At 63.2% G+C, this 19,329-nt stretch carries 22 protein-coding genes; 8 read left to right on the top strand and 14 right to left on the bottom strand.

Going from position 1 to position 19,329, the window contains the following annotated elements; translation table 11 throughout:
- Positions 1-109: 109 nt before the first annotated feature.
- From NP503_RS05330 to NP503_RS05315, 4 genes are all read left to right on the top strand, one after another.
- Positions 110-295: a membrane protein gene (locus tag NP503_RS05330; RefSeq protein WP_023808667.1), complete on the top strand. Its 186-nt coding sequence runs from the start codon at positions 110-112 to the stop codon at positions 293-295.
- Positions 296-321: 26 nt separating this feature from the next.
- On the top strand, positions 322-1,221 hold the full coding sequence (locus NP503_RS05325; RefSeq protein ID WP_127269629.1) for a 4-(cytidine 5'-diphospho)-2-C-methyl-D-erythritol kinase: 900 nt from the start codon (positions 322-324) through the stop codon (positions 1,219-1,221).
- Entirely contained in the window at positions 1,208-1,762 is a 555-nt protein-coding gene (gene moaB, locus NP503_RS05320; protein ID WP_127269628.1) for a molybdenum cofactor biosynthesis protein B, read from the top strand. The genes NP503_RS05325 and moaB overlap by 14 nt, the downstream gene beginning before the upstream one ends.
- A gap of 141 nt (positions 1,763-1,903) precedes the next feature.
- The gene (locus NP503_RS05315; RefSeq protein ID WP_127269627.1) at positions 1,904-2,326 is read left to right on the top strand and encodes a GFA family protein; all 423 of its coding nucleotides are present in this window, start codon (positions 1,904-1,906) and stop codon (positions 2,324-2,326) included.
- Between the two features lie 7 nt (positions 2,327-2,333).
- Here NP503_RS05315 and NP503_RS05310 read toward each other — a convergent pair whose 3' ends face one another.
- Positions 2,334-3,308 carry a hypothetical protein gene (locus tag NP503_RS05310; RefSeq protein ID WP_023808671.1) on the bottom strand — a complete coding sequence of 325 codons (975 nt, stop codon included), beginning with the start codon at positions 3,306-3,308 and terminating at the stop codon, positions 2,334-2,336.
- A gap of 141 nt (positions 3,309-3,449) precedes the next feature.
- A complete protein-coding gene (locus NP503_RS05305) occupies positions 3,450-3,974 on the bottom strand; it encodes a glycosyltransferase (RefSeq protein ID WP_127272328.1) in 525 nt (174 codons plus the stop codon).
- 150 nt (positions 3,975-4,124) lie between these two features.
- Here NP503_RS05305 and NP503_RS05300 point away from each other — a divergent pair, with 150 nt between their 5' ends.
- Complete coding sequence (locus NP503_RS05300) at positions 4,125-5,279, top strand: PA0069 family radical SAM protein (protein WP_127270954.1); 1,155 nt, start codon at positions 4,125-4,127, stop codon at positions 5,277-5,279.
- Between the two features lie 151 nt (positions 5,280-5,430).
- Positions 5,431-6,129 carry a ribonuclease HII gene (locus tag NP503_RS05295; protein WP_127270953.1) on the top strand — a complete coding sequence of 233 codons (699 nt, stop codon included), beginning with the start codon at positions 5,431-5,433 and terminating at the stop codon, positions 6,127-6,129.
- Between the two features lie 91 nt (positions 6,130-6,220).
- On the opposite strand, the gene NP503_RS05290 is transcribed toward NP503_RS05295, so the two are convergent.
- From NP503_RS05290 to NP503_RS05260, 7 genes are all read right to left on the bottom strand, one after another.
- Positions 6,221-6,712 (bottom strand): F0F1 ATP synthase subunit B, encoded by a 492-nt coding sequence (locus NP503_RS05290; RefSeq protein ID WP_127270951.1) that lies wholly within the window; start codon positions 6,710-6,712, stop codon positions 6,221-6,223.
- Positions 6,713-6,722: 10 nt separating this feature from the next.
- Positions 6,723-7,322, bottom strand: coding sequence for a F0F1 ATP synthase subunit B (locus NP503_RS05285; RefSeq protein ID WP_127272329.1), 600 nt, complete (start codon positions 7,320-7,322; stop codon positions 6,723-6,725).
- 63 nt (positions 7,323-7,385) lie between these two features.
- Positions 7,386-7,610 carry a F0F1 ATP synthase subunit C gene (locus tag NP503_RS05280; RefSeq protein WP_006206606.1) on the bottom strand — a complete coding sequence of 75 codons (225 nt, stop codon included), beginning with the start codon at positions 7,608-7,610 and terminating at the stop codon, positions 7,386-7,388.
- Positions 7,611-7,695: 85 nt separating this feature from the next.
- Positions 7,696-8,454 (bottom strand): F0F1 ATP synthase subunit A, encoded by a 759-nt coding sequence (locus NP503_RS05275; protein WP_013532843.1) that lies wholly within the window; start codon positions 8,452-8,454, stop codon positions 7,696-7,698.
- 59 nt (positions 8,455-8,513) lie between these two features.
- A complete protein-coding gene (locus NP503_RS05270) occupies positions 8,514-8,921 on the bottom strand; it encodes an AtpZ/AtpI family protein (protein ID WP_127272330.1) in 408 nt (135 codons plus the stop codon).
- Between the two features lie 254 nt (positions 8,922-9,175).
- Positions 9,176-10,357, bottom strand: a complete 1,182-nt coding sequence (locus tag NP503_RS05265) for a cell wall hydrolase (protein ID WP_127270764.1) — start codon at positions 10,355-10,357, stop codon at positions 9,176-9,178.
- 143 nt (positions 10,358-10,500) lie between these two features.
- A complete protein-coding gene (locus NP503_RS05260) occupies positions 10,501-11,790 on the bottom strand; it encodes an MFS transporter (RefSeq protein WP_127270763.1) in 1,290 nt (429 codons plus the stop codon).
- 119 nt (positions 11,791-11,909) lie between these two features.
- Here NP503_RS05260 and NP503_RS05255 point away from each other — a divergent pair, with 119 nt between their 5' ends.
- A complete protein-coding gene (locus tag NP503_RS05255; RefSeq protein ID WP_027036003.1) occupies positions 11,910-12,818 on the top strand; it encodes a LysR substrate-binding domain-containing protein in 909 nt (302 codons plus the stop codon).
- Positions 12,819-13,066: 248 nt separating this feature from the next.
- Here the strand turns inward: NP503_RS05255 and der are convergent, their stop codons facing one another.
- Together der and NP503_RS05245 are read right to left on the bottom strand one after the other, a co-directional pair.
- Complete coding sequence (gene der, locus NP503_RS05250; protein ID WP_127272331.1) at positions 13,067-14,500, bottom strand: ribosome biogenesis GTPase Der; 1,434 nt, start codon at positions 14,498-14,500, stop codon at positions 13,067-13,069.
- On the bottom strand, positions 14,497-15,162 hold the full coding sequence (locus tag NP503_RS05245; protein ID WP_127272332.1) for a tetratricopeptide repeat protein: 666 nt from the start codon (positions 15,160-15,162) through the stop codon (positions 14,497-14,499). Before NP503_RS05245 ends, der begins: the two co-directional genes overlap by 4 nt.
- Before the next feature lie 214 nt (positions 15,163-15,376).
- On the opposite strand from NP503_RS05245, the gene NP503_RS05240 reads away from it, so the two are divergent.
- Positions 15,377-16,375 carry a polysaccharide deacetylase gene (locus NP503_RS05240; RefSeq protein ID WP_127273545.1) on the top strand — a complete coding sequence of 333 codons (999 nt, stop codon included), beginning with the start codon at positions 15,377-15,379 and terminating at the stop codon, positions 16,373-16,375.
- A 36-nt stretch (positions 16,376-16,411) separates the two neighbouring features.
- On the opposite strand, the gene sbmA is transcribed toward NP503_RS05240, so the two are convergent.
- The 3 genes from sbmA to NP503_RS05225 form a co-directional block, all read right to left on the bottom strand.
- Positions 16,412-17,671 (bottom strand): peptide antibiotic transporter SbmA, encoded by a 1,260-nt coding sequence (sbmA, locus tag NP503_RS05235; RefSeq protein WP_127271341.1) that lies wholly within the window; start codon positions 17,669-17,671, stop codon positions 16,412-16,414.
- A 113-nt stretch (positions 17,672-17,784) separates the two neighbouring features.
- Positions 17,785-18,945: a YbfB/YjiJ family MFS transporter gene (locus NP503_RS05230; protein WP_127272628.1), complete on the bottom strand. Its 1,161-nt coding sequence runs from the start codon at positions 18,943-18,945 to the stop codon at positions 17,785-17,787.
- A gap of 115 nt (positions 18,946-19,060) precedes the next feature.
- A complete protein-coding gene (locus NP503_RS05225) occupies positions 19,061-19,282 on the bottom strand; it encodes a hypothetical protein (RefSeq protein ID WP_127271618.1) in 222 nt (73 codons plus the stop codon).
- Between the last annotated feature and the right edge of the window lie 47 nt (positions 19,283-19,329).

The following is a 19,329-nucleotide window of genomic DNA, read 5'->3' as shown; positions in this document are numbered from 1 at the left end:
AGCATGAGAGCTTGAGTTTCATGCATGTCGTGTCCCCAAAACCGGGTCGACATGCATCAACCGACCCGACCGGCCGCCTTCGCCGGCCCAGCGTGGGAGGAGTTTTGGCATGCCGCAGATCATTTTCTTCGCCGTCGTTGGCGTTGCCGCTTATTTCGGCTACCGCACCTTCATTAGGGAAGCCGAGCGCGTGACCGCCAAGGTGCGGCGCACAGAAAAGCAGACGGCCAACGGCGCGATCGGAACGCTGGTCAAGGATCCGAAGACCGGCGAATACCGACTGGCCAAGGACTGACCATCATTTCGCTTACATCAAACGCAGTGGACACCGCTTTCGGTGTGCGCACTTGGCCTGCGTACGCCAAAATCAATCTTGCGCTGCATGTCACCGGCAGGCGCCCTGACGGCTATCATCTGATAGAAAGCCTAGCGGTGTTCACGCGTTTTGGCGACAGGGTCGAAATCGCGCCCGCCGACAGCGATGAGTTTGCCGTGTCCGGCCGCTACGCACCGGCCGTTCCAGTCGACGCAAGCAATCTTGTGCTTAGGGCGCGCGATGCCCTGCGGCAGACAGCCGGGCACGAGAGAACACCGCCGGTTGCCATCCGGCTCGAAAAGAACCTGCCGGTTGCCTCCGGCGTCGGCGGCGGTTCGAGCGACGCGGCGACCGTGCTGCGCGGGCTGGTGGAGACATGGGCGCTGGACATCGACGGCGCAGAGCTGGCGCGGATCGGCCTTTCGCTTGGCGCCGATGTGCCGATGTGCCTGGCGGCAAAGCCGCTGGTAGCGCGCGGCATCGGGGATGAACTGTCGATGGTGCCGGATTTTTCGGCGCTTGGCCTGGTGCTGGTCAATCCAGGCACCCCGGTGTCGACGGCGGATGTCTTTGCAGCGCTTTCGCGGCGCGACAATGAGGCCTTGCCGCCCCTGCCGCGCGGCATCGATTTTCACAGCCTGCGCAACTGGCTGGAGATTACTCGCAACGATCTCGAGCCCGCGGCGCTAGCGATGCAGCCCGCCATCGGCAGGGCGCTTTCCTGGCTGAACAAGGCCGGATCGGGTTTTTCACGGATGTCCGGGTCCGGCGCCACCTGCTTCGGCCTGTTCGAGACCGGCAATGTCGCCAAGCGTGCCGCTGCCGAGATCCGCGGCCGCCAGCCCGACTGGTTCGTCGCGGCGACGCGCACCATCGCATCGGAGGGCGCAGATGGCCAGAATTGACGAGAGCCGCTCCTTCATTCCCGTGCGCATCGCGGTGCTGACCGTTTCGGACACGCGCAGCCTCGCCGACGACAAATCCGGCCAGACGCTGGCCGACCGCATCACCGAGGCCGGCCATCTGCTGGCGGCCCGCGATATCGTCACCGACGACCGCGAGAAAATCCGCGACACGGTTCTGGCGTGGTCACAGGACAAGAATATCGATGTCGTCATCACCACCGGCGGTACCGGCTTCACAGGCCGTGACGTGACGCCGGACGCGCTGGAGCCGATCTTCGAAAAGCGCATGGATGGCTTTTCGGAAGTGTTCCACCGCATTTCCTACGACAAGATCGGCACCTCGACGATCCAGAGCCGGGCGACCGGCGGCGTCGTCAACGCCACCTTCGTCTTCGTGCTGCCGGGCTCACCCGGCGCCTGCAAGGACGCGTGGGACGGCATCCTGAAAGCGCAGCTCGACTACCGGCACACGCCATGCAACTTCGTCGAGATCATGCCGCGCCTGGACGAGCATTTGCGGCGCGGCAAATCGGCTCCGTAAAAGCCGAGGCAAAGCGCCGGTTCCACGCCGCGTTCGCCAGGCAAAACAGCACCGGCGCCTTTGAAACCCCATTCCAAACCGGACCTCGGAAAAGTACCTTGTCTGAAGGCGATCATCGCCGTTCACGACAAGGCAGCTACGATGACCGTGCACACCGGTGGGTGCCATTGCGGCAATATACGCCTTGAATTTTCAACCGAGCTCGAGCCACCGCAAACCGAAGTTCGCGCTTGCCAATGCTCGTTCTGTGTCAGACATGGTTCGCGCGCCGTTGCCGATCCGAATGGCAGACTGGTCATCTCGGTCAAGGACGAGACGCAATTGCGGAGATATCAGTTCGGGCTGAGGACGGCCGACTATCTGATCTGCCGGCGGTGCGGTGTCTACGTCGCCGCAATCGCCAGAGATGACGATGCAAGGGCGATCGTCATCATCAACGCCCTGGACGACCGCGAACGGTTCAACCAGGAGCCGGTCCGCGTTGACTTCGATACGGAAAACAGGGCGCAGCGCCAAGCCAGACGCCGCACACACTGGACACCTGTCGAGATGAGCTTCGGATAGGCAGCTCTCAGCGGATAACCGGCTCGCCATGAAACCGTCGGCGCGACGGCGGCGATACGCCGAAGCCGACTTCCATCATCAGTCGCGGCGTGCGTGCCGGCACGGTGCCCATATGAAAGCCAAAGGGGTCCTCGACGAAGCCGAGACCAGCCTCGCCGGTCAGCGTCACCGGGCTCTGCTCGCCATAGACATCCAGAACCTGCTGCGCGGGATGACCGACCAGAAGGGTAAGCTGGTGCTTGAGGCTGCGGCGCTTGTGGCTGCCCCTGACATAGACATGCGGACCGGTGTCGGCGTCGACCGGCTTGAGGTAGAAGAAGAATTTCAGCATGCGCCAATCATCGAGGTCGAAATGATACTTGCCGAGCGAGGCGAGGTTCTTGTCGGCGTCCGAAGCCGCACCGGTTGGAAAACTCCACCAGACGCGCGTCGTGATCAGTTTTGCCTGGCCGCCGAGATAGTGCGCGGCAATATCCAGAAGCAGCGGATCGCGCTGGATGGCAAGCGCCGCCGGGCAGTCGAGGATGCGCTCGAAAAAATGCCCGCTGAGCAGCGAGCGGCCAAGGCGTTTCTCGGCCTCGGCATGTTCCCCCGGCATGAATTCGAGACGGCGGTCGAAATTGCCGAAGCAAGGCGTGCGCCCGGCGAAGTCGGCGATCTCTTCATGGATATCAGGCGGCAGGACCAGGCCTGAGAACAGCCCGTCGGAGCGCAACGCATCGACGACCGCTCCCCGTTCGACACCGGCAAACATCGTATCCCCGGCATTGGCGACCGGGCGGGCGCGTTTTGCGCCCAGCCAATGCATGCGGCGTCCGGGCATTGTGCGCGCCAACACGAACATCGGCAGCCAGGCAGGGTTCTCCCGCAGGTCCGTCAGATAGGTTGGAATACGTACGGCGATGCGCCGCAGCAGGCTGCCGTTGCGCGCAATGGCCTCGAGACTGGCCGCGCCGGATGTGTCGGGGGTTGAAAGCTTCATTGGGTCCTCGGCTATGAGAGCACCACCGATGCCGCATCGGTGCTCGCCTCTCGGCATGTCCAAACCCAATTCCCGCTTGAACGGAAGCTAACCCCGCGTCAGATTTTGTGCAATGCACAATGACCTGAGCAACTGCAAAAATCACGTCGACGAGCGGCGCTCCTGCTTGGCCGGCGCCATCCAGATCTCCGCGTCGAGCCGCTTCGTCGCGAGGCCGCGGGCGATGGTCCCGGCACTGCCGGCGCTCTTTGCCGCGGCAGCTGCCTGACGCTTGCTGATCAGCAAGCCGTCGGCCAAGGCGCGGTTTCCCGAAAAGACCCGGGCCAGGAATGGCGTGCGACTGGCTCGCGTGCGCGAAAACCGTGCCGCCATGGTCTGCCTGGCCGTGTGGGCGACAACTTCATCGATCCAGCCCTCCACCAGCCGCGCGCCCGGCTCCAGGAGCAGCAACCAATCCCCCTTGGCCTGGCGGATGCCGGCAGCGACACCGCCCGTCACGTACTGACAGCCGGCATGCTCGGCCACACGATGCGTCTGGTCGGTGGAGCCTGTGTCGCAGACGATGACTTCACGCACCACGCCCTCGACCGCTCCGCCAATCAGCGAGGCGAGCGTGCGGGCGAGGCCCTCCTCGTCATTGCGGGTTTCGATGAGAACACTGAGCATCCTTAGCCGAATAGCGGAAAGCGCCGGACAGCGCCAGTTTTTGCATCGCACCATAGAAAGTTCTTGCTTTGTTCCCACCAGTAAAATAGGAATAATTTCATGAACAGAGCGATTCGACACAACACGGACAGTCCCTGGGAGCGGGCGAAAATGGAACAGATCGTGCGCGCCGACATTGCAGCTTTCGGAGCAGGAAGAGCCGAGATGGCCAACGCGATGGTCGAGCAGAGCGGCATGCGTGTCCGCCCGGACCGCAACCGCGGCAGGTCGGCTGGCATCAATCCGTCCGGCCGGTTCGAGCCAGTCAGCCGGCACGTGTTCGACGATGGCTGGAATTCGCTGGAAGAACTGCCGCCTTTCAAGACCGAAGTGCAGGTAGAGAAGCCGCGCACCATCATCACCCGCAACGAATCGCCCGACATTTCCTTCGACCGTTCCATCAACCCCTATCGCGGCTGCGAGCATGGCTGCGTCTATTGCTTTGCCCGCCCGACGCACGCGTTCATGGGCCTGTCGCCGGGTCTGGATTTCGAATCCAAGCTGTTCGCCAAGCCTGATGCGGCGCGCTTGCTCGACAAGGAGCTTTCGAAGGACAGCTATCAGCCGCGCACCATCGCCATCGGCACCAACACCGACCCCTACCAGCCGATCGAGAAGCAATACCGGATCATGCGCGAAATCCTCGAAGTGCTGGAAGCGCGCGGCCATCCGGTCGGCATCGTGACAAAGTCCGCTCTGGTGACGCGCGATATCGATATCCTGTCGCGCATGGCCGAACGCGGGCTCGCCAAGGTAGCGCTGTCGGTGACGACGCTCGACCGCATGCTGGCGCGCACCATGGAGCCGCGCGCGTCGACGCCGACCAAGCGGCTGGAAGCGATCCGGCAGCTTTCGGATGCCGGCATTCCGGCGTCGGTCATGGTGGCGCCGATCATTCCGGGCCTGACCGATCCGGAGATGGAACGCATCCTCGATTCCGCATGTGCGGCGGGCGCGCGCGAAGCGGGCTACGTGATCCTGCGGCTGCCGCTGGAGGTCAGCCCGATCTTCAAGGATTGGCTGCTGCGTCATTATCCCGACCGCTACCGCCATGTGATGTCGCTGGTCCGGTCGATGCGTGACGGCAAGGACTACGATTCGGAATGGGGCAAACGCATGAAGGGCGCCGGTCCCTATGCCTGGCAGATCGGCCGGCGCTTCGAGATCACAGCCAAGCGGCTCGGCCTCAATGCCGAACGGCGCACGCTGCGGACCGACCAGTTCGTTGCCGCCGGGAAAGACCAGGTGCAGTTGACGCTGCTTTAAGAGACAATTCGTCGCGGTGGTTTGATCCGTCGCGGCACCAGAATCCCGTCCGGCCTGCCCCGGCCTGCAGACGGTGCCCTCCCGGTCCGGCGCCCCACCCGACCCGGAGGGACTTGCGGAGAATCAGAGCCGATGCGAACCTCGCCGCAACATGGCTCGCGCGCGTTCTGATTCTCCGCCTCTCTTTGAGATCATCGAGAAGCCCGACTTCTCCTTCGAGACGAAGGCGATGGCGGAGGGCCTGTGGCCGGTTGCCGGGATGGACGAGGCCGGCCGTGGCCCCCTGGCCGGGCCGGTAGTCGCCGCGGCCGTGGTGCTCGATCCCGCCAACATTCCCGACGGCCTCGACGATTCCAAGCGCCTCAGCCATCTGCAGCGTGAAGCCTTGTTCCTGCGAATTCTCGGCTCTGCGCAGGCGGTCTCAATGGCCTCCATCAGTGCCGAGGGTATCGACGGCAGCAACATCCTCAAGGCAAGCCTGGAAGCCATGCGCCGCGCCCTGGTAGGGCTGTCGGTCAGACCGAAGCTCGCCCTTGCCGATGGACGCGACGTGCCGCCTGGCCTGCCTTGTGAAGGGCGCGCGCTGATCAAGGGCGACCAGCGTTCGCAGTCGATCGCCGCCGCCTCGATCGTCGCCAAGGTGATGCGTGATCGCATGATGTGCGGCTGCGGCAACCATCACGACCGTTACGGCTTCGAAGTCCATATGGGCTACGCCACGCTTCGCCATCGCACGGCAATCGAGGCGCATGGCCCGGTGGCGCGGCTGCATCGCGTATCGTTTTCGCCGTTCAGGCTGGGTGGCGCTGAAGTGGTCGAGGAAGAGAGCTTCGTCGGAATGGATAGCTGATCTCCCCCCTCGAGGGGGAGATTATCCCCGCCCACAACAAAAAGCCGCCAGGTTGCCCGGGCGGCTTTCGATGATTGGCTAGCGGGACCCTCTAGTTCAGCTTCGACTTCACGTCCGCAAGCGATGCCTTGAACAGATCGGCACCGGCCTTGGCGTCGATCTTGCCGGCAAGCAGCGCGCGCGCTGCCTCTACGGCGATGTCGACGGCGCTGGCGCGGACTTCGCTGATGGCGTCACGCTCGGCCTGGCCGATCTTCTGCTCGGCAAGCGCGGTGCGCCTGACAACATAGTCCTCGGTCTTCTTGTGCGCTTCGGCGGCAAGCAAGTCGGCTTCGCGCTTGGCGGCGGCGACGATGTCGGCGGCCTCCTGCTCGGCTTCCTTGCGCTTGCGCTGATACTGGCCAAGCAGTTGCTGGGCTTCCTCGCGCAGCCGGCGCGCTTCGTCGAGTTCGTTGCTGATCCTTTCGGCGCGGGCGTCGAGCGCCTTGGCGATCAGGCGAGGCACCTTGATGTAGACGGCAATGCCCAGGAAGATGACCAGGGCAACCGTGGCCCAGAGCGTCGCGAGAGATGTGGCGTCCATGATGCGCTCCTCACCGGGCCACGGATTTGACCGCGGCCGCGATCTCTGCCTTGCTGGCCTTGCCGCCAACCAGGGCTTCGACAATCGCCGAAGCGGTGTCCTCGGCGATGCTGCCGACTTCCTTCATGGCATTGGCCTTGATGGAAGAGATGCGGGCCTCGGCTTCGCCAAGCTTGGCGTCGAGCGCGGCCTCGACCTTCTTGCGAGCGGTGTCGGCCTCGGCCTTAGCCGCGTCGTTGGCCTGCTGGCCGATCGCGTTGGCCTTGGTCTTGGCTTCCGCCAGTTCCTGCTCGTAGGCAGCAACGGCAGCGTCGGCCTCGCCCTTCAACTTGGCCGCCTGATCGAGATCCTGCGTGATGCGATCGTTGCGGACATCGATGATGCCGCCGACGCGCGGCATCACAACCCGCTTCAGGAAGAGATAGAACAGCCCGAAGGTGATCGCCAGCCACAGAAGCTGCGACGGGAACGTCGCCGGATCGAATGGCGGAAACGTGCCATGCGCTTCAGCAGGCACACCGGTGCTGGAATGCGTGTCGCCTTCCGTAGCAGCGTGGCTGGTATCGGCTGATGGCGCGGACTCTTGCGCAAAGGCAGATGTCACGAACATGGACTATCCCCGAAATTCAGGCCCGCCGCTCGCGCGGCCGGCCTGTCCAATCTTCCCGAGTGCTCAGCCGAACAGGGCCAGAAGCGCGATGAGAAGCGAGAAGATGCCCAGAGCTTCGGTCACGGCGAAACCGAAGATCAGGCGGCCGAACTGGCCATCGGCAGCCGACGGGTTGCGCAGTGCGCCCGCGAGGTAGCTGCCGAAGATGTTGCCGAGGCCAATGCCCGCACCACCCATGCCCAGGCAAGCGATGCCGGCGCCGATGTACTTTGCTGCTTCTGCGTCCATTTGTTCAACTCCTTTGGATCTAAAATTCCGTTGCGATTCCATCCGGCGCCAATGTTGGAAATTCTTGGGCCGGAAACTTTTGGACCTAGTGCCCGGGGTGCAGGGCGTCGTTGAGATACATGCAGGTCAACACGGCAAAGACGTAGGCCTGCAGGAAGGCGACCAGCAGTTCCAGTGCCGTCAGCGCCACCGCCATCGCCAGAGGCAGGATCGAGCCGGCGACGCCGACCGCGCCGAGCGCGCTCAGGCTGACCACGAAGCCGGAAAACACTTTCAGCGTGATGTGGCCGGCGAGCATGTTGGCGAACAGACGAACCGAGAGGCTGACCGGGCGCGACACGAAGGAGATCACTTCGATCAGCACCACCAGTGGCAGCAGGAAGACCGGCACGCCATGCGGCACGAACAGTTTCAGGAAGCCGAGACCATGCTTCATGAAGCCGTAGACGACCACGGTTGCGATCACCAGCACGGCAAGGCCGAAGGTGACGATGATGTGGCTGGTGACGGTGAAGAAATACGGGAACAGGCCAAGCAGATTGGCGACGAGCACGAACATGAACAGCGAGAACACGAGAGGGAAGAACTTCATGCCTTGCGTGCCGGCGGCATCGCGCAACATGTTGCCGACGAACTCGTAGGCCATCTCGGAGACCGACTGAAGCCGCCCGGGAACCAGGCTGCGGCTTGACGTCGTGAGAAACAGGAATCCAGCCGCGACGATAACGGTTGCGACCATGAACAGTGCCGAATTGGTGAAAGACAGGTCATAGCCCCCGATGTCGATCGGAATCAGCTTGTTGATATGGAACTGGTGGATCGGATCGACCTTGTCAGCTGCCACGTTCAAACCCCGTCAATGCCGCGTACGGCCTCGTTACCATTACCGCACATGGTGCGCGGTCATTTCTTGTCGTCTTGGCCACGGCGCGATTTATCGCCCTGTCCAAATTCTGCCACAACGCCGGCGGAACGCATCACATTGAGCACTCCGGCGCCAAAACCAAGCAGCAGAAACACGATCAGACCCCATGGCGATGTCCCCGCCAGACGGTCGATGATCCAGCCGATGCCGGCACCCACCACCACCCCGGCGATAAATTCGCTGGAGAGTTTGAGCGCCTGACCGTAACCGGCCACACTGCCCGCTTTCGCGTCGTCTTTCCCCTCGAGCCGGCCCGGCCGCCTTGTCGCAAGCGAAGCTTCAAGGTCACGGCGGCGGCGCTCAAGATCGTCGTCGCGGATGTCGGGCTCATGCTGATTGCCGCGGCCGGTTTTTCCGGTTCCGTCTGGCCCATTCTTGTCGGCCATCGCACCCCCCCTGCCCGGTCAGACCGTCACCGTCCGTCCGCTTCTAAAGTCGCCGGCAACATAGTTAGAGGGTTTGCGCCCGTCAAGCCACGGGCGGAAGTTCATTGCCATGTATTTTAGGCAATAAAATCAATGAATTAGAAAGGTGCGACATCGTGCCCGCCATGATGACGAAGATGCATGGCGCGAATCCCCCGCGCAATGGCCCTTTGATCGGCTGCGCGCCACATCAAAGATCAGCGGCTACTCCGCACTCAGCTCCAGCCGCCGCCATAGGTCCGATAGAAGATATGCAGGCCGATCTTGGTCATCTTCTGCATCGTGCGCGCCCAGCCGGGATGGACATATTGCGCATAGTAGTGGGTCGACGATCCGACCTCCGGGATGAAGATCTTGCCGGCAGTGACGGCCATGGCGATCTCCTTGGCGGTCTTGTAGGCGGCTGGGCTATCGATGCGCTTCTTCCTGCCGTCGCAGGCGAAGGAGAACTGGCAGCGGTTGAACCAGCTGTCGTTCTGGTAGACGACGCCGCAGATCGAATTCGGATAGGTCGGGTTGCGGACGCGGTTGAGGATGACCTGGGCGACGGCGGCCTGGCCGCGCACGGATTCGCTCCTCGCCTCGAAATAGATGCCGTTGGCAAGGCATGCCTGCTCCTTCTGGGAGAAGACACTGGCGGGCAGCGGGTTCTGGATCCACGAATGATCGCCCTTGGCCATCGGCGGAATGAAGCGGCCCTCATTGGGCTGCTCGTCCTGAAGCAGGGCTTCGAAGGGCGATGCCTTGGCATAGTCAGGCTCGGACTGCGCGTAGGCGGTGGCCAGCACGTCCGGATGGTCGTTGTTGACCAGCGCTGCCAGCATGGCCGGCACGCCGGGATCCGGCTTCCTGTCCTCGCGCGCATGGAATGCCGCGGCGATCTGGATTTCCTTGCCTTTGATCTGCGGCTTGGCGAAAGCCATTTTCAGGCCGCTGTCCATGCTGGGCCGCAGCAAGGAGGAGGTGCGCTCGAAGATCGAGCCGGCGTTGAAGTTCTTCGGCGGTGCGACGGGAGACATCTGGACGATGCGCCCTTTCTTCTCGGCGCGCACGACGCGGTCCTCATCGGGCGTGCCGCTGACCTTGCCGCCCTTGCCGCGAAACGACACGTTGCCGACACCGGCCAGGTGGACACCCGATCCGGAGATGGAGCCGGTGACATCAGAATCGACAAAGGGCATCTCGGCCGCATGGGTCGAGCCGGCGACGGATTTCTCGACATAGGAATTCCAGCGGGTGTTCGCTTCGAGGCCGGAGACAAGGCTCGTCATGTCCTGATAGGCGACGATGGTCGGAAAGCCGATCCAGATGCCGAGACCGATGACGAACGGGGGCAGAAAGCCACGTCTTCTCTCACCGGCGGCGGCAACCAGCCGCTTCAACACACGTCGATGCACGGAACACTCTCCAGGAACGCGACAGACCCCACTGGAGAGCAAAATGATGCATTAACCTTGATGGGACGTTAACGGCTTCGATCGGATTGTTCTCAGCCGGCTTCAGGTCGTGGTTCCGAAGTCGGGCGGTTTTGCGGCCGAACTCAGGCCGGACGCAGGAAGATCGGCCGGGCGATCAGCGCGCAGATGGCGGCCGCCAGCCAGACGCCGGACCAAGACCAAAGGTGCAAGAGCCCCGGAATGGCCACCGGCACCAGGAAGAAGCCTACGAAAACAAAGGTGTTGGCAAGGCTGAGCGCGGTCCCGACATGGCTGGCCCCGGCAAGGGTGGCAAGCTCGGTGTAGGCGACGCCGTGCCAGGAAGAGACCGAGATGCCTGCGACAATTAGCACGACTGGAAGGACCGCCAACCAGATGAGCTGGCCGCCCGGAACGGTTGGGCCGAACAGGACCAGCAGCCAAAGCATGGCGAAGGCAAGGGCGCTGAACGCGCTGCACAAGCGAAGAAATTGGCGGCGGTTGCCGTGACGGTCGGTGAAGCGGCCGCTCCAGATGCGCATGACCATGGCGCCGATCTGAACGGCGGCGAGGCTCGCGCCGATTGCCGCCGTTCCCAACCCAACGAAATCGTGCAGGAACACGGAAGCGAAGGTGAGCACGGCCACCTGCGGAAAGCAGAGCAGGCCGATGGCGGTCGCGATACGCCAGACATCGCGATTGCGCAGCGGCGCCGGTCCGGCCACAGCCGAAGCGAGATGGCCCTCGCCCGCCGTCGGCGGCTCGTGCAGCCAGCGCCAGGCGAACAGGGCAGACAGAGCGGATGCGCCCGCCAGCACCCCGAACACCGCGCCAAAGCCGAAAGCCAGCGCAAGCGAGGGCAGCACGAGCGCGCCAAGGCCACCGCCAAGCGGCACCGCCGTCTGCCTGACGCTCATGGCGAAGCCGCGCTCGTTTTCCCGAAACCAGCCCATGATGGCGCGGCCGCTCGAACCGTTGACGCTGCCGCCGAGCAGTCCGGTGATGAGCAGGCTCGCGGAGAGCAGCGTGACGCCGGGAATACCGGACTTTGTCGGCACAACCAGCATCGCCATGACCAGGAGCCACGCCGCCGTCGCGCAGAGCCCGATCAGGAGCACGCGGCGGTCGCCCCAGCGATCGGTGAGCAAACCCCAGGGCAGTTCGCTGAGCGCGACCCCCAGCCCGAGAAGGCCGAGCGCCAGGCCGAGCTCGGCATTGCCCAAATGATAGCCCTGGCGAAGAACGACCGCCGTCGCCGGGATGCCGGAGAACGTAGCCGAGAAGGCGGCATTGGCGGCAACGCCGATGCCCAGAACCTTCCAGCGATGGCCCGGCTTGAAAACCCTCCCGGCGGAACCGGTATCTTCCAGGAGCTTCGGCGACTGCCGATCGGTGCAATTGACGATGGCGGACATGATTTCATTTCCCGTGCTGGCCAGTGGTCCGGCCTTGACGATCTGTCCCTACCGCCATAATTTCATCCTGAAAATCAGGAAGTTTTGAACTTACAATCCTGAAAATCGGGACTTCAGATATGCGACGCGTAACTTTCGACCTCGACGTCCTGCGCAGTTTCGTCACCGGTATGGAGCTGGGCAGCTTTGCCAAGGCGGCTGACCGGCTTGGCCGGTCGACGTCGGCGGTCAGCGCGCAATTGAAGAAACTGGAAGAACAGGCGGCGACGCCGATCTTCCGCAAATCAGGACGCGGCCTCGCTTTGACCGAGGCCGGCGAGACCATGCTCGGCTATGCGCGCCGGCTGATCGAATTGAATGACGAGGCGGCATCCGCCATCCACGATGTCGAGCTGGAAGGCTGGGTACGGCTCGGCTTGCAGGAAGATTTCGGCGAGGCGGTGCTGCCGGACGTGCTCGGCCGATTTGCCCGGGCGCACCCCAAGGTGAAGATCGAAGCCAGGATCGCACGCAGCCACGACCTTGCCGAAAGGGTCATGTCAGGCAGCCTCGACATCGCGCTCGCCTGGCACTGCGGCGAAACGCTGCCCTACAGCCAGCATGTCGCCGATGTGCCGATGCGCTGGATCGGGCCGGCAAAGCGCATCGAGACCAGCCTGCGCGACGGTGAGCCGCTGCCGCTGGTGGCGCTCGAAGCGCCATGCCTTCTGCGCACGGTGGCAACCGAAACGCTCGACCGCGCCGGGCTGTCGTGGCGGATGGCCTTTTCCAGCCCGAGCCTTGGCGGCATCTGGGCAGCGGTGGCGGCGGGGCTGGGGCTGACGATCCGCACCGACATCGGCCTGCCGGCCAGCGTCAGCGCAATGACGCCGGAGATCGCCGGGCTGCCGGCATTGCCCAAAATGGCGTTGGTGCTGCACCAGAAGGATGCTGAACTGGATCCGGTGGCAGCGCGGCTAGCCGACATATTGTTGCAGGCGGCGTTGCAGGCGCTGCCACGGGACGAGCGGTTGAAGGAGGTCGCTTAGACAGCCGGAAAGGTATCCAGTGTCGCGTTCCGTCCCCTCTGTCCTGCGGACATCTCCCCCGCAAGGGGGGAGATTGGATGTCGCGAGTGCTCTCGCGAATCTTCAACGTTGCAAGAAAGGCGCCGTCAGAACGAACTGCTGATCTCCCTCCTTGCGGGGGAGATGGCCGGCAGGCCAGAGGGGGGTGCTGTCCCGCCAACTTTGCGGAGAATTCCCGCGAGCAAAGAGGCTCATTCGAGCCCGACCGCTTATTTGCGCTTGTTGGACCTGCCGGCGAATGGATTGTCCGACGTGCGCAGCGCGATGCGGATCGGCACGCCGGGCATGTCGAAGGCTTCGCGCAGGCTGTTGGAGAGATAGCGGACATAGGATTGCGGCATCGCATCGGGCCGCGAGCACTGGACAACGAAACCCGGCGGCCGGGTCTTGGCCTGGGTGACGTATTTGACCTTCAGCCGGCGCCCGGCCACGGCAGGCGGCGGGTGGTGTGCCAGGATGCCTTCCAGCCAACGGTTGAGCTTGCCGGTCGAGACGCGGCTGTTCCACACCTTGTGCGTCCTGATGACGGCATCCATCAGCTTGTCGAGGCCGCGCCCGGTCTCGCCGGAGACAGGTACGGCCTGGAGGCCGCGCGCCTGGGGAAGAAGCCGTTCCGTCTTCTCTCGCAGTTCGGCCAGAAGTTCCTGGGGATGGTCGATCAGATCCCATTTGTTGAAGGCGATCACCGGCGCCCGGCCTTCCCTGATGATCAGGTCGGCGATCTGCAGATCCTGCTTCTCGAAGGGGATGGTGGCGTCGAGCACGATGATGACGATCTCGGCAAACCGGATGGCGCGCAGACCGTCCTGCACCGACATCACTTCCAGCTTTTCATGAATCCTGGCCTTGCGGCGCATGCCGGCTGTGTCGAACAATTTCAGGCGGCGACCATGCCAATCCCAATCGACCGAGATCGAATCACGGGTAATGCCGGCTTCCGGTCCGGTGAGCAGCCGCTCTTCGCCGATCAGCGCGTTGATCAGCGTCGACTTGCCGGCATTGGGACGGCCGACGACGGCAATGCGCATCGGCTTGGTGTCGTCATAGGTGTGCTCGGCATCCGGATCGGCGATATCCTCGCCGATCAGCACCTCGCCGGCAGCGACGTCTTCGTCTTCGCCATCTTCTTCTTCGCCGAAGGCGCGCGCTTCGCCGAGCGCGCCGATCACGGCGTCGCGCAGGTCAGGCAAGCCCTGGCCATGCTCGGCCGAAACCGGGATCGGCTCGCCAAGGCCGAGTTCCCAGGCCTCCAGCATGCCGCCCTGGGCGCCCTTGGCCTCGGCCTTGTTGGCGACCAGCACGACCGGCTTGCCGGACTTGCGCACGATCTCGGCGAAGGTCCTGTCGTCGGGCAACAGGCCGGACTTGGCGTCGATGGTGAAGAAGATCAGGTCGGCATCCCGGATGGCGATCTCGGTCTGCGCACGCATGCGGCCGGGCAAGGTCGAGGCGCCCGCGTCCTCGAAGCCGGCGGTGTCGATGACGTCGAAATGCAGGTCGTAAAGCTTGGCGGCATGGACGCGACGGTCGCGGGTGACGCCCGGCGTGTCGTCGACGAGCGCCAGCTTCCTTCCCACCAGCCGATTGAAAAGAGTCGATTTGCCGACGTTAGGTCTGCCGATGATGGCGACTTTGAAGGTCACGACGCACTGCCCGACCCGCGGATCAGCTCGGACATCAATGTTGCGCGCTCGCGGGTGTTGCGCGGCGCGCCGTCATCGGCGGCGATCTGGTCGAACAGTTTCAGCGCATCCTGCGTCTTGCCTTCCTTCCAGGCGGAAAGGCCGAGTGCCTCGCGCGCCGTGTGGCGTAGCGTGTTGGTGTCGGATGTCAGCGCCTCGACACGGCTGGAGACGTCGGCAAAGGAACCATGGTCGACGAGCAGCAGTGCTGCCCGCAGCCGCGCCATGTCGCGAATTCCCTGGGGAATGGCCGTATCCGCGGCGACTTCGTCGAAATCCTTGACGGCGGCGGGGACATCGCCCTTGTTCGCTTTGACGGTCGCGCCGCGCATGCGGGCGAGCAGCGGATAGGCGCCGTAGCCATCCTTCTCCAACTGATCGAGCGCAGTCAGCGCCTCATCGTTCTTGCCGTCATTGGCGAGCTTCAGCGCCTGCGAGAACGCATCGCCCGAGCGGTTGGCGCGCGTCTCGTCCCAATAGCGATAGCCGACGAAGGCGGCAGTGCCGAGCACCACGAGGACCGCAACGACAATCAAGGCCGGGCCAAAACGGTCCCACAGCGCCTGTGCCTGCTCGCGACGGATCTCGTCGTTGACTTCACGGATAAAACTGTCGTCGGACATCAATCAAACCATTCCTGCCCGGTCGGGCCCTTTGTCAGCCCGCGTTTTAGCGAAATTTTGCCGGCATGGAAGGGGTTCAACCGGAAAATCGCCTATTGTCCGGGGCAAACGGATGTTTGCCCCGGACAGGCAGCCGAAAAGACCAATCGCACCCACGCCACATTTAGGCGATAGCCGGCTTGCAGACATTCCCCGAGTGAAGATCAGATTGCCTATGCTTCGTCCGTTCCGCGTTGTTGCGTTTTCGCTTGCGGCACTCGCCGCTGCCGGTGGGGCTTTGGCCGATCCACCGGCGCCGGCAAAGCCGAAACAGGTCGTCATCATCTCGTTCGACAGTGCCCGCGACATTTCGCAGTGGAAACGCAGCCGGGCACTGGCTGAGCGCACCGGCGCGCACTTCACCTATTTTCTCTCCTGCGTCTTCCTGCTGTCAACGGAGACACGCAAGGAATACACCGCACCGGGCAAAGGCGCCGGCAAATCCAACATCGGCTTTGCCGCCTCGAAGCAGGAAGTCACCGAGCGACTCGAACAGATCGGCCTTGCCGCGCATGAAGGCCACGATATCGCCAGCCATGGCTGTGGCCATTTCGACGGCAAGGACTGGAGCAAGGCCGACTGGCTGAAAGAGTTCAGTTCGTTCGAGCACATTCTCGAGAACGCCTATGCGATCAACGGCATTGCACCCGAACCACAGGGCTGGCGCGATTTCGCGCGGCATGCGGTGGTCGGCTTTCGCGCGCCGTATCTGTCGACCGGCAAGGCGCTCTATGAAGCGCTGCCGGCGGCCGGATATCAATTCGATGCCAGCGGCGTCTCGCAAGGCCCTGCCCGACCGACGGCCAGCAACGGCATCGTGCACTTTTCGCTGCCGCAGATTCCGGAAGGACCGAAGTCACGGCCGGTGATCGCCATGGACTACAATCTCTATGTCAGGCATTCCGGCGGCTTCGAGCGGCCAAGCCAGGCGGACGAGTTCGCCAACCGGACCTATGCTGCCTTTCGCGCCGCCTTCGACAAGCAGTATGCCGGCAAGCGCATTCCGCTTGAGCTCGGCTTCCACTTCGCGCTGATGAATGACGGCGCCTACTGGAACGCGCTGGAGCGCTTTGCCGGCGACGTCTGCGTCAAAGCCGATGTCGAATGCATCAGTTTTCGCGATTATGTTTCGCGACAGGACGCTGGCCAAAGGCAGGTCTCGGTCGGCGGCTGAGCCGCCAACCCGGTTCGATTTCCAAAGCCTCGGTTTTTAGGCTGGGTCCTCGGCGCTCTGTCTTGCCAGATAGCGCTGGTCGATTTCAGGCAATGGCTCGCCTTGCAGCGTCGCTTCGAAGGCACGCAGGCGCTTGTGGACAGATTGCAGCTCGACGATGGTCGACCAGGAGGAGAGCAGAAACTGCAGCGACCCCGTCACCTTGCCGAATGCGTTCGAAATCTGGTTCAGCGCGCCGAACGTTATCTTGTGCGCCACCAGTGAGGGACCAAGGATCAGCAGCGAGAAAATGTTGTCGGCCTGCAGGTAGGTGTAACGGACGACGTTGAAATAGATGTAGTGGAAATACAGCCTGAAATAATTGTGACGAACATTCTCGAACAGCTCGGCGGTGGTGGCCGGCTGGGCGCGGTCCGCATGATCCTCGCCGTAGACGAGTTCCTTGCGGTAGGCGGCTTCGACACGCTGGTTGCGGAACTGCAGCCCTGGAAGTTTCAGACCGGCAACCATGACCGAGATCGTCCCGAACAGACACCAGGCAAGGGCCGCGACAACCAATGGCTGCGGGATCGCGCCGATAATCGGCAACTCAGTGATATGGGCCTGCAACTGGATCATGACCGGCAGGAATGCGATCAATGTCATGATCGACTGGACGAAGCTGGAGCCGAGGTCTTCCATGATCTGCGAGAACCGCATCGTGTCTTCCTGGATACGCTGCGAGGCACCCTCGATATGGCGTAGCCTGCTCCAATTCTCGACGAAATAATTGTTCATCGCCGTGCGCCAGCGGAAAATCCAGTGGCTGACGATGAAGGCATTGACCACCTGCACATTCATGCCGACCAGCGCGAGCCACGAAAAATCCGCCAATCCGATATAAAATTCGCTGTTGGTCGACTTTCCAGTCCCCGACATCAGTCCCTGCACATAGTCGAAGAATGGTCCGTACCAGGCGTTGACGGCGACACTGACCTGCACATTGAAATAGATGAAGAACAGGATGACCGCGGTCATCAGGATCGACCAGCGCTGCCACGGATGCGGCGAATACCAGCTCCAGAATGCGTAGAAGACGGCCACGCAGAACACGAAATAGAGATAAAACCATAGAAACGGCGGCGACATGAGGATCGCGATGCCGATGATGGGCGGCGCACCGGCCACTGCGGGCGGCAATCCGAAAACCGCCCCCAATTGTTCACCACCGAAAAACCAGAACAGGATTGCCGCAAGGCTCCAGAGGGCGGCCGAAGAGAAGAAGAGCTTCGGCTGCGGGAAAAAGGATACGAACACTGTGGCGAATTCCTCGATCTAGGCGCAAATCAGCTGACGGCAGCGGGCATAAAGTCACACATTAGTAGGAAAGAAAATGCCTGTGCCCGATGCCCGGCACAGCAAGCCCACAATCATGGCGATTTTGGCGCAGCCGACCATGTGATGGCGCCGGAGACGACCAGCACGATTGCGGCGGTGATCGAGGCGAGGAAGAAATCGCCGGACATTTGCGCCAGAAATCCGGCCGCGACCGGCCCGATGATCTGGCCAAGGCCGAACGCAGCCGTCATCAGGGCAAAGATCCGGCGCGGCGCGCTTGGCGCCTGCTGCCGGGCGGCCTGCAGGCCAAAGGCGGTGATGGCAATGAAGGTGCCGCCGAGCAGCACGCCGGCAAGCAGCGGCCCGGTGGCGCCGCCGATGGCGACGCTGGCGGTGACGCCGGCAACTTCGATGAAGCACGCCAGCGCATAGGCGGCATAGAGGCCGGTCCGCGCCGCGATCTTCTGCCAGAACCAGACCGAGGGAAAGCCCGCAAGACCGGCGACCATCCACACAATGGCCTCGAAGACGCGGCTGCCGCCGCCTTGCCGGACGATGGCGACCAGGAATGTCGCCGTCACCACATAGCCAAAGCCGAACAGGCCGTAGGCGATGATGACCTTGACCAACGACCGGTCCATCCGCAGTGCCGGCTCGCGGGGGACTTCGCCGTTGCCGAGCGGACCCTCATTGACCAACAGAGCCACGAGGACGAAACCGCAGGCCGAAATCGCCGCCGACCATAGCCAGCCTGCCGCCCAGCCCGAATGCTCGGCGACCAGCACCGCCATCATCGCCGCCGATGCCGCTATGCCGAGCCCGACGCCGCCGAAATGCCAGGCCTGCAGGTCGTTGCGACCGGCAGCCGCGATATGGCTGAACACGATGCTGGCCATGAACACCATGACGAAGGCGCTGGCCAGACCGGCCAGAAAGCGGATGGCGAGAAAGGCCGCCATCGCTTCGGTCAGCCCCATCAGCGCGGCAAGGACCGCACTGGCGCCAAGCCCCGCCAGCATCAGCAGGCGCTCGCGCCCATGCGCCCAGCCGCCCGCCGCCGCCAACGCGCCGACGAGATAGCCGAGATAGTTGGCCGAGGCGATCCAGCCGGCATCGGCCGGCGACAGATGCAGTTCCTGCATCATGCCGGGCAGGATCGGCGTGTAGACGAAACGGCCGATGCCCATGGCAATCGCCATGGCAATCATGCCGGCGAAGGCGAAACGCAGCGCTGTCGAGGTGGCCGATGTCATTGCACTGCACAATAAGTGCAGGGATCGCTGAAACAATCGCCATCTGTTGGGCCAGTGCGTGCGCGGGACGCGGTGCTCGCCTCGACTTTCCCCAAGCCGAACGCTTCGCGCCTGCTCAGCAGCGACCGCCGGCGCGTAGCGGAGCCGTTTCGTGCACTGTCCGCCGTGCCGTCAGCCTGAACGGCACATCGCCCAGTTCGCGCTCCGACATGGTGTTCAGCACCGGATGCGAAAGCGGATCGATCAGCCATCTCTGCGCCTCGCCGTCCGGGCGCGGCTCATACGGCCTGCTCGCAGTGAAAAAGACCTTCAGCGACGACGACAAAATCCCTAACATTTCCGGCTCCACAGGTCTGTCTCTCCCGACAAAATCTGCCGTTTCGA

This window comes from Mesorhizobium sp. SEMIA396, from assembly GCF_024518615.1.
Taxonomy (GTDB): domain Bacteria; phylum Pseudomonadota; class Alphaproteobacteria; order Rhizobiales; family Rhizobiaceae; genus Mesorhizobium.
Note: the sequence above shows the minus strand (reverse complement) of the source record. Positions and strands in the feature narration are given on the sequence as shown.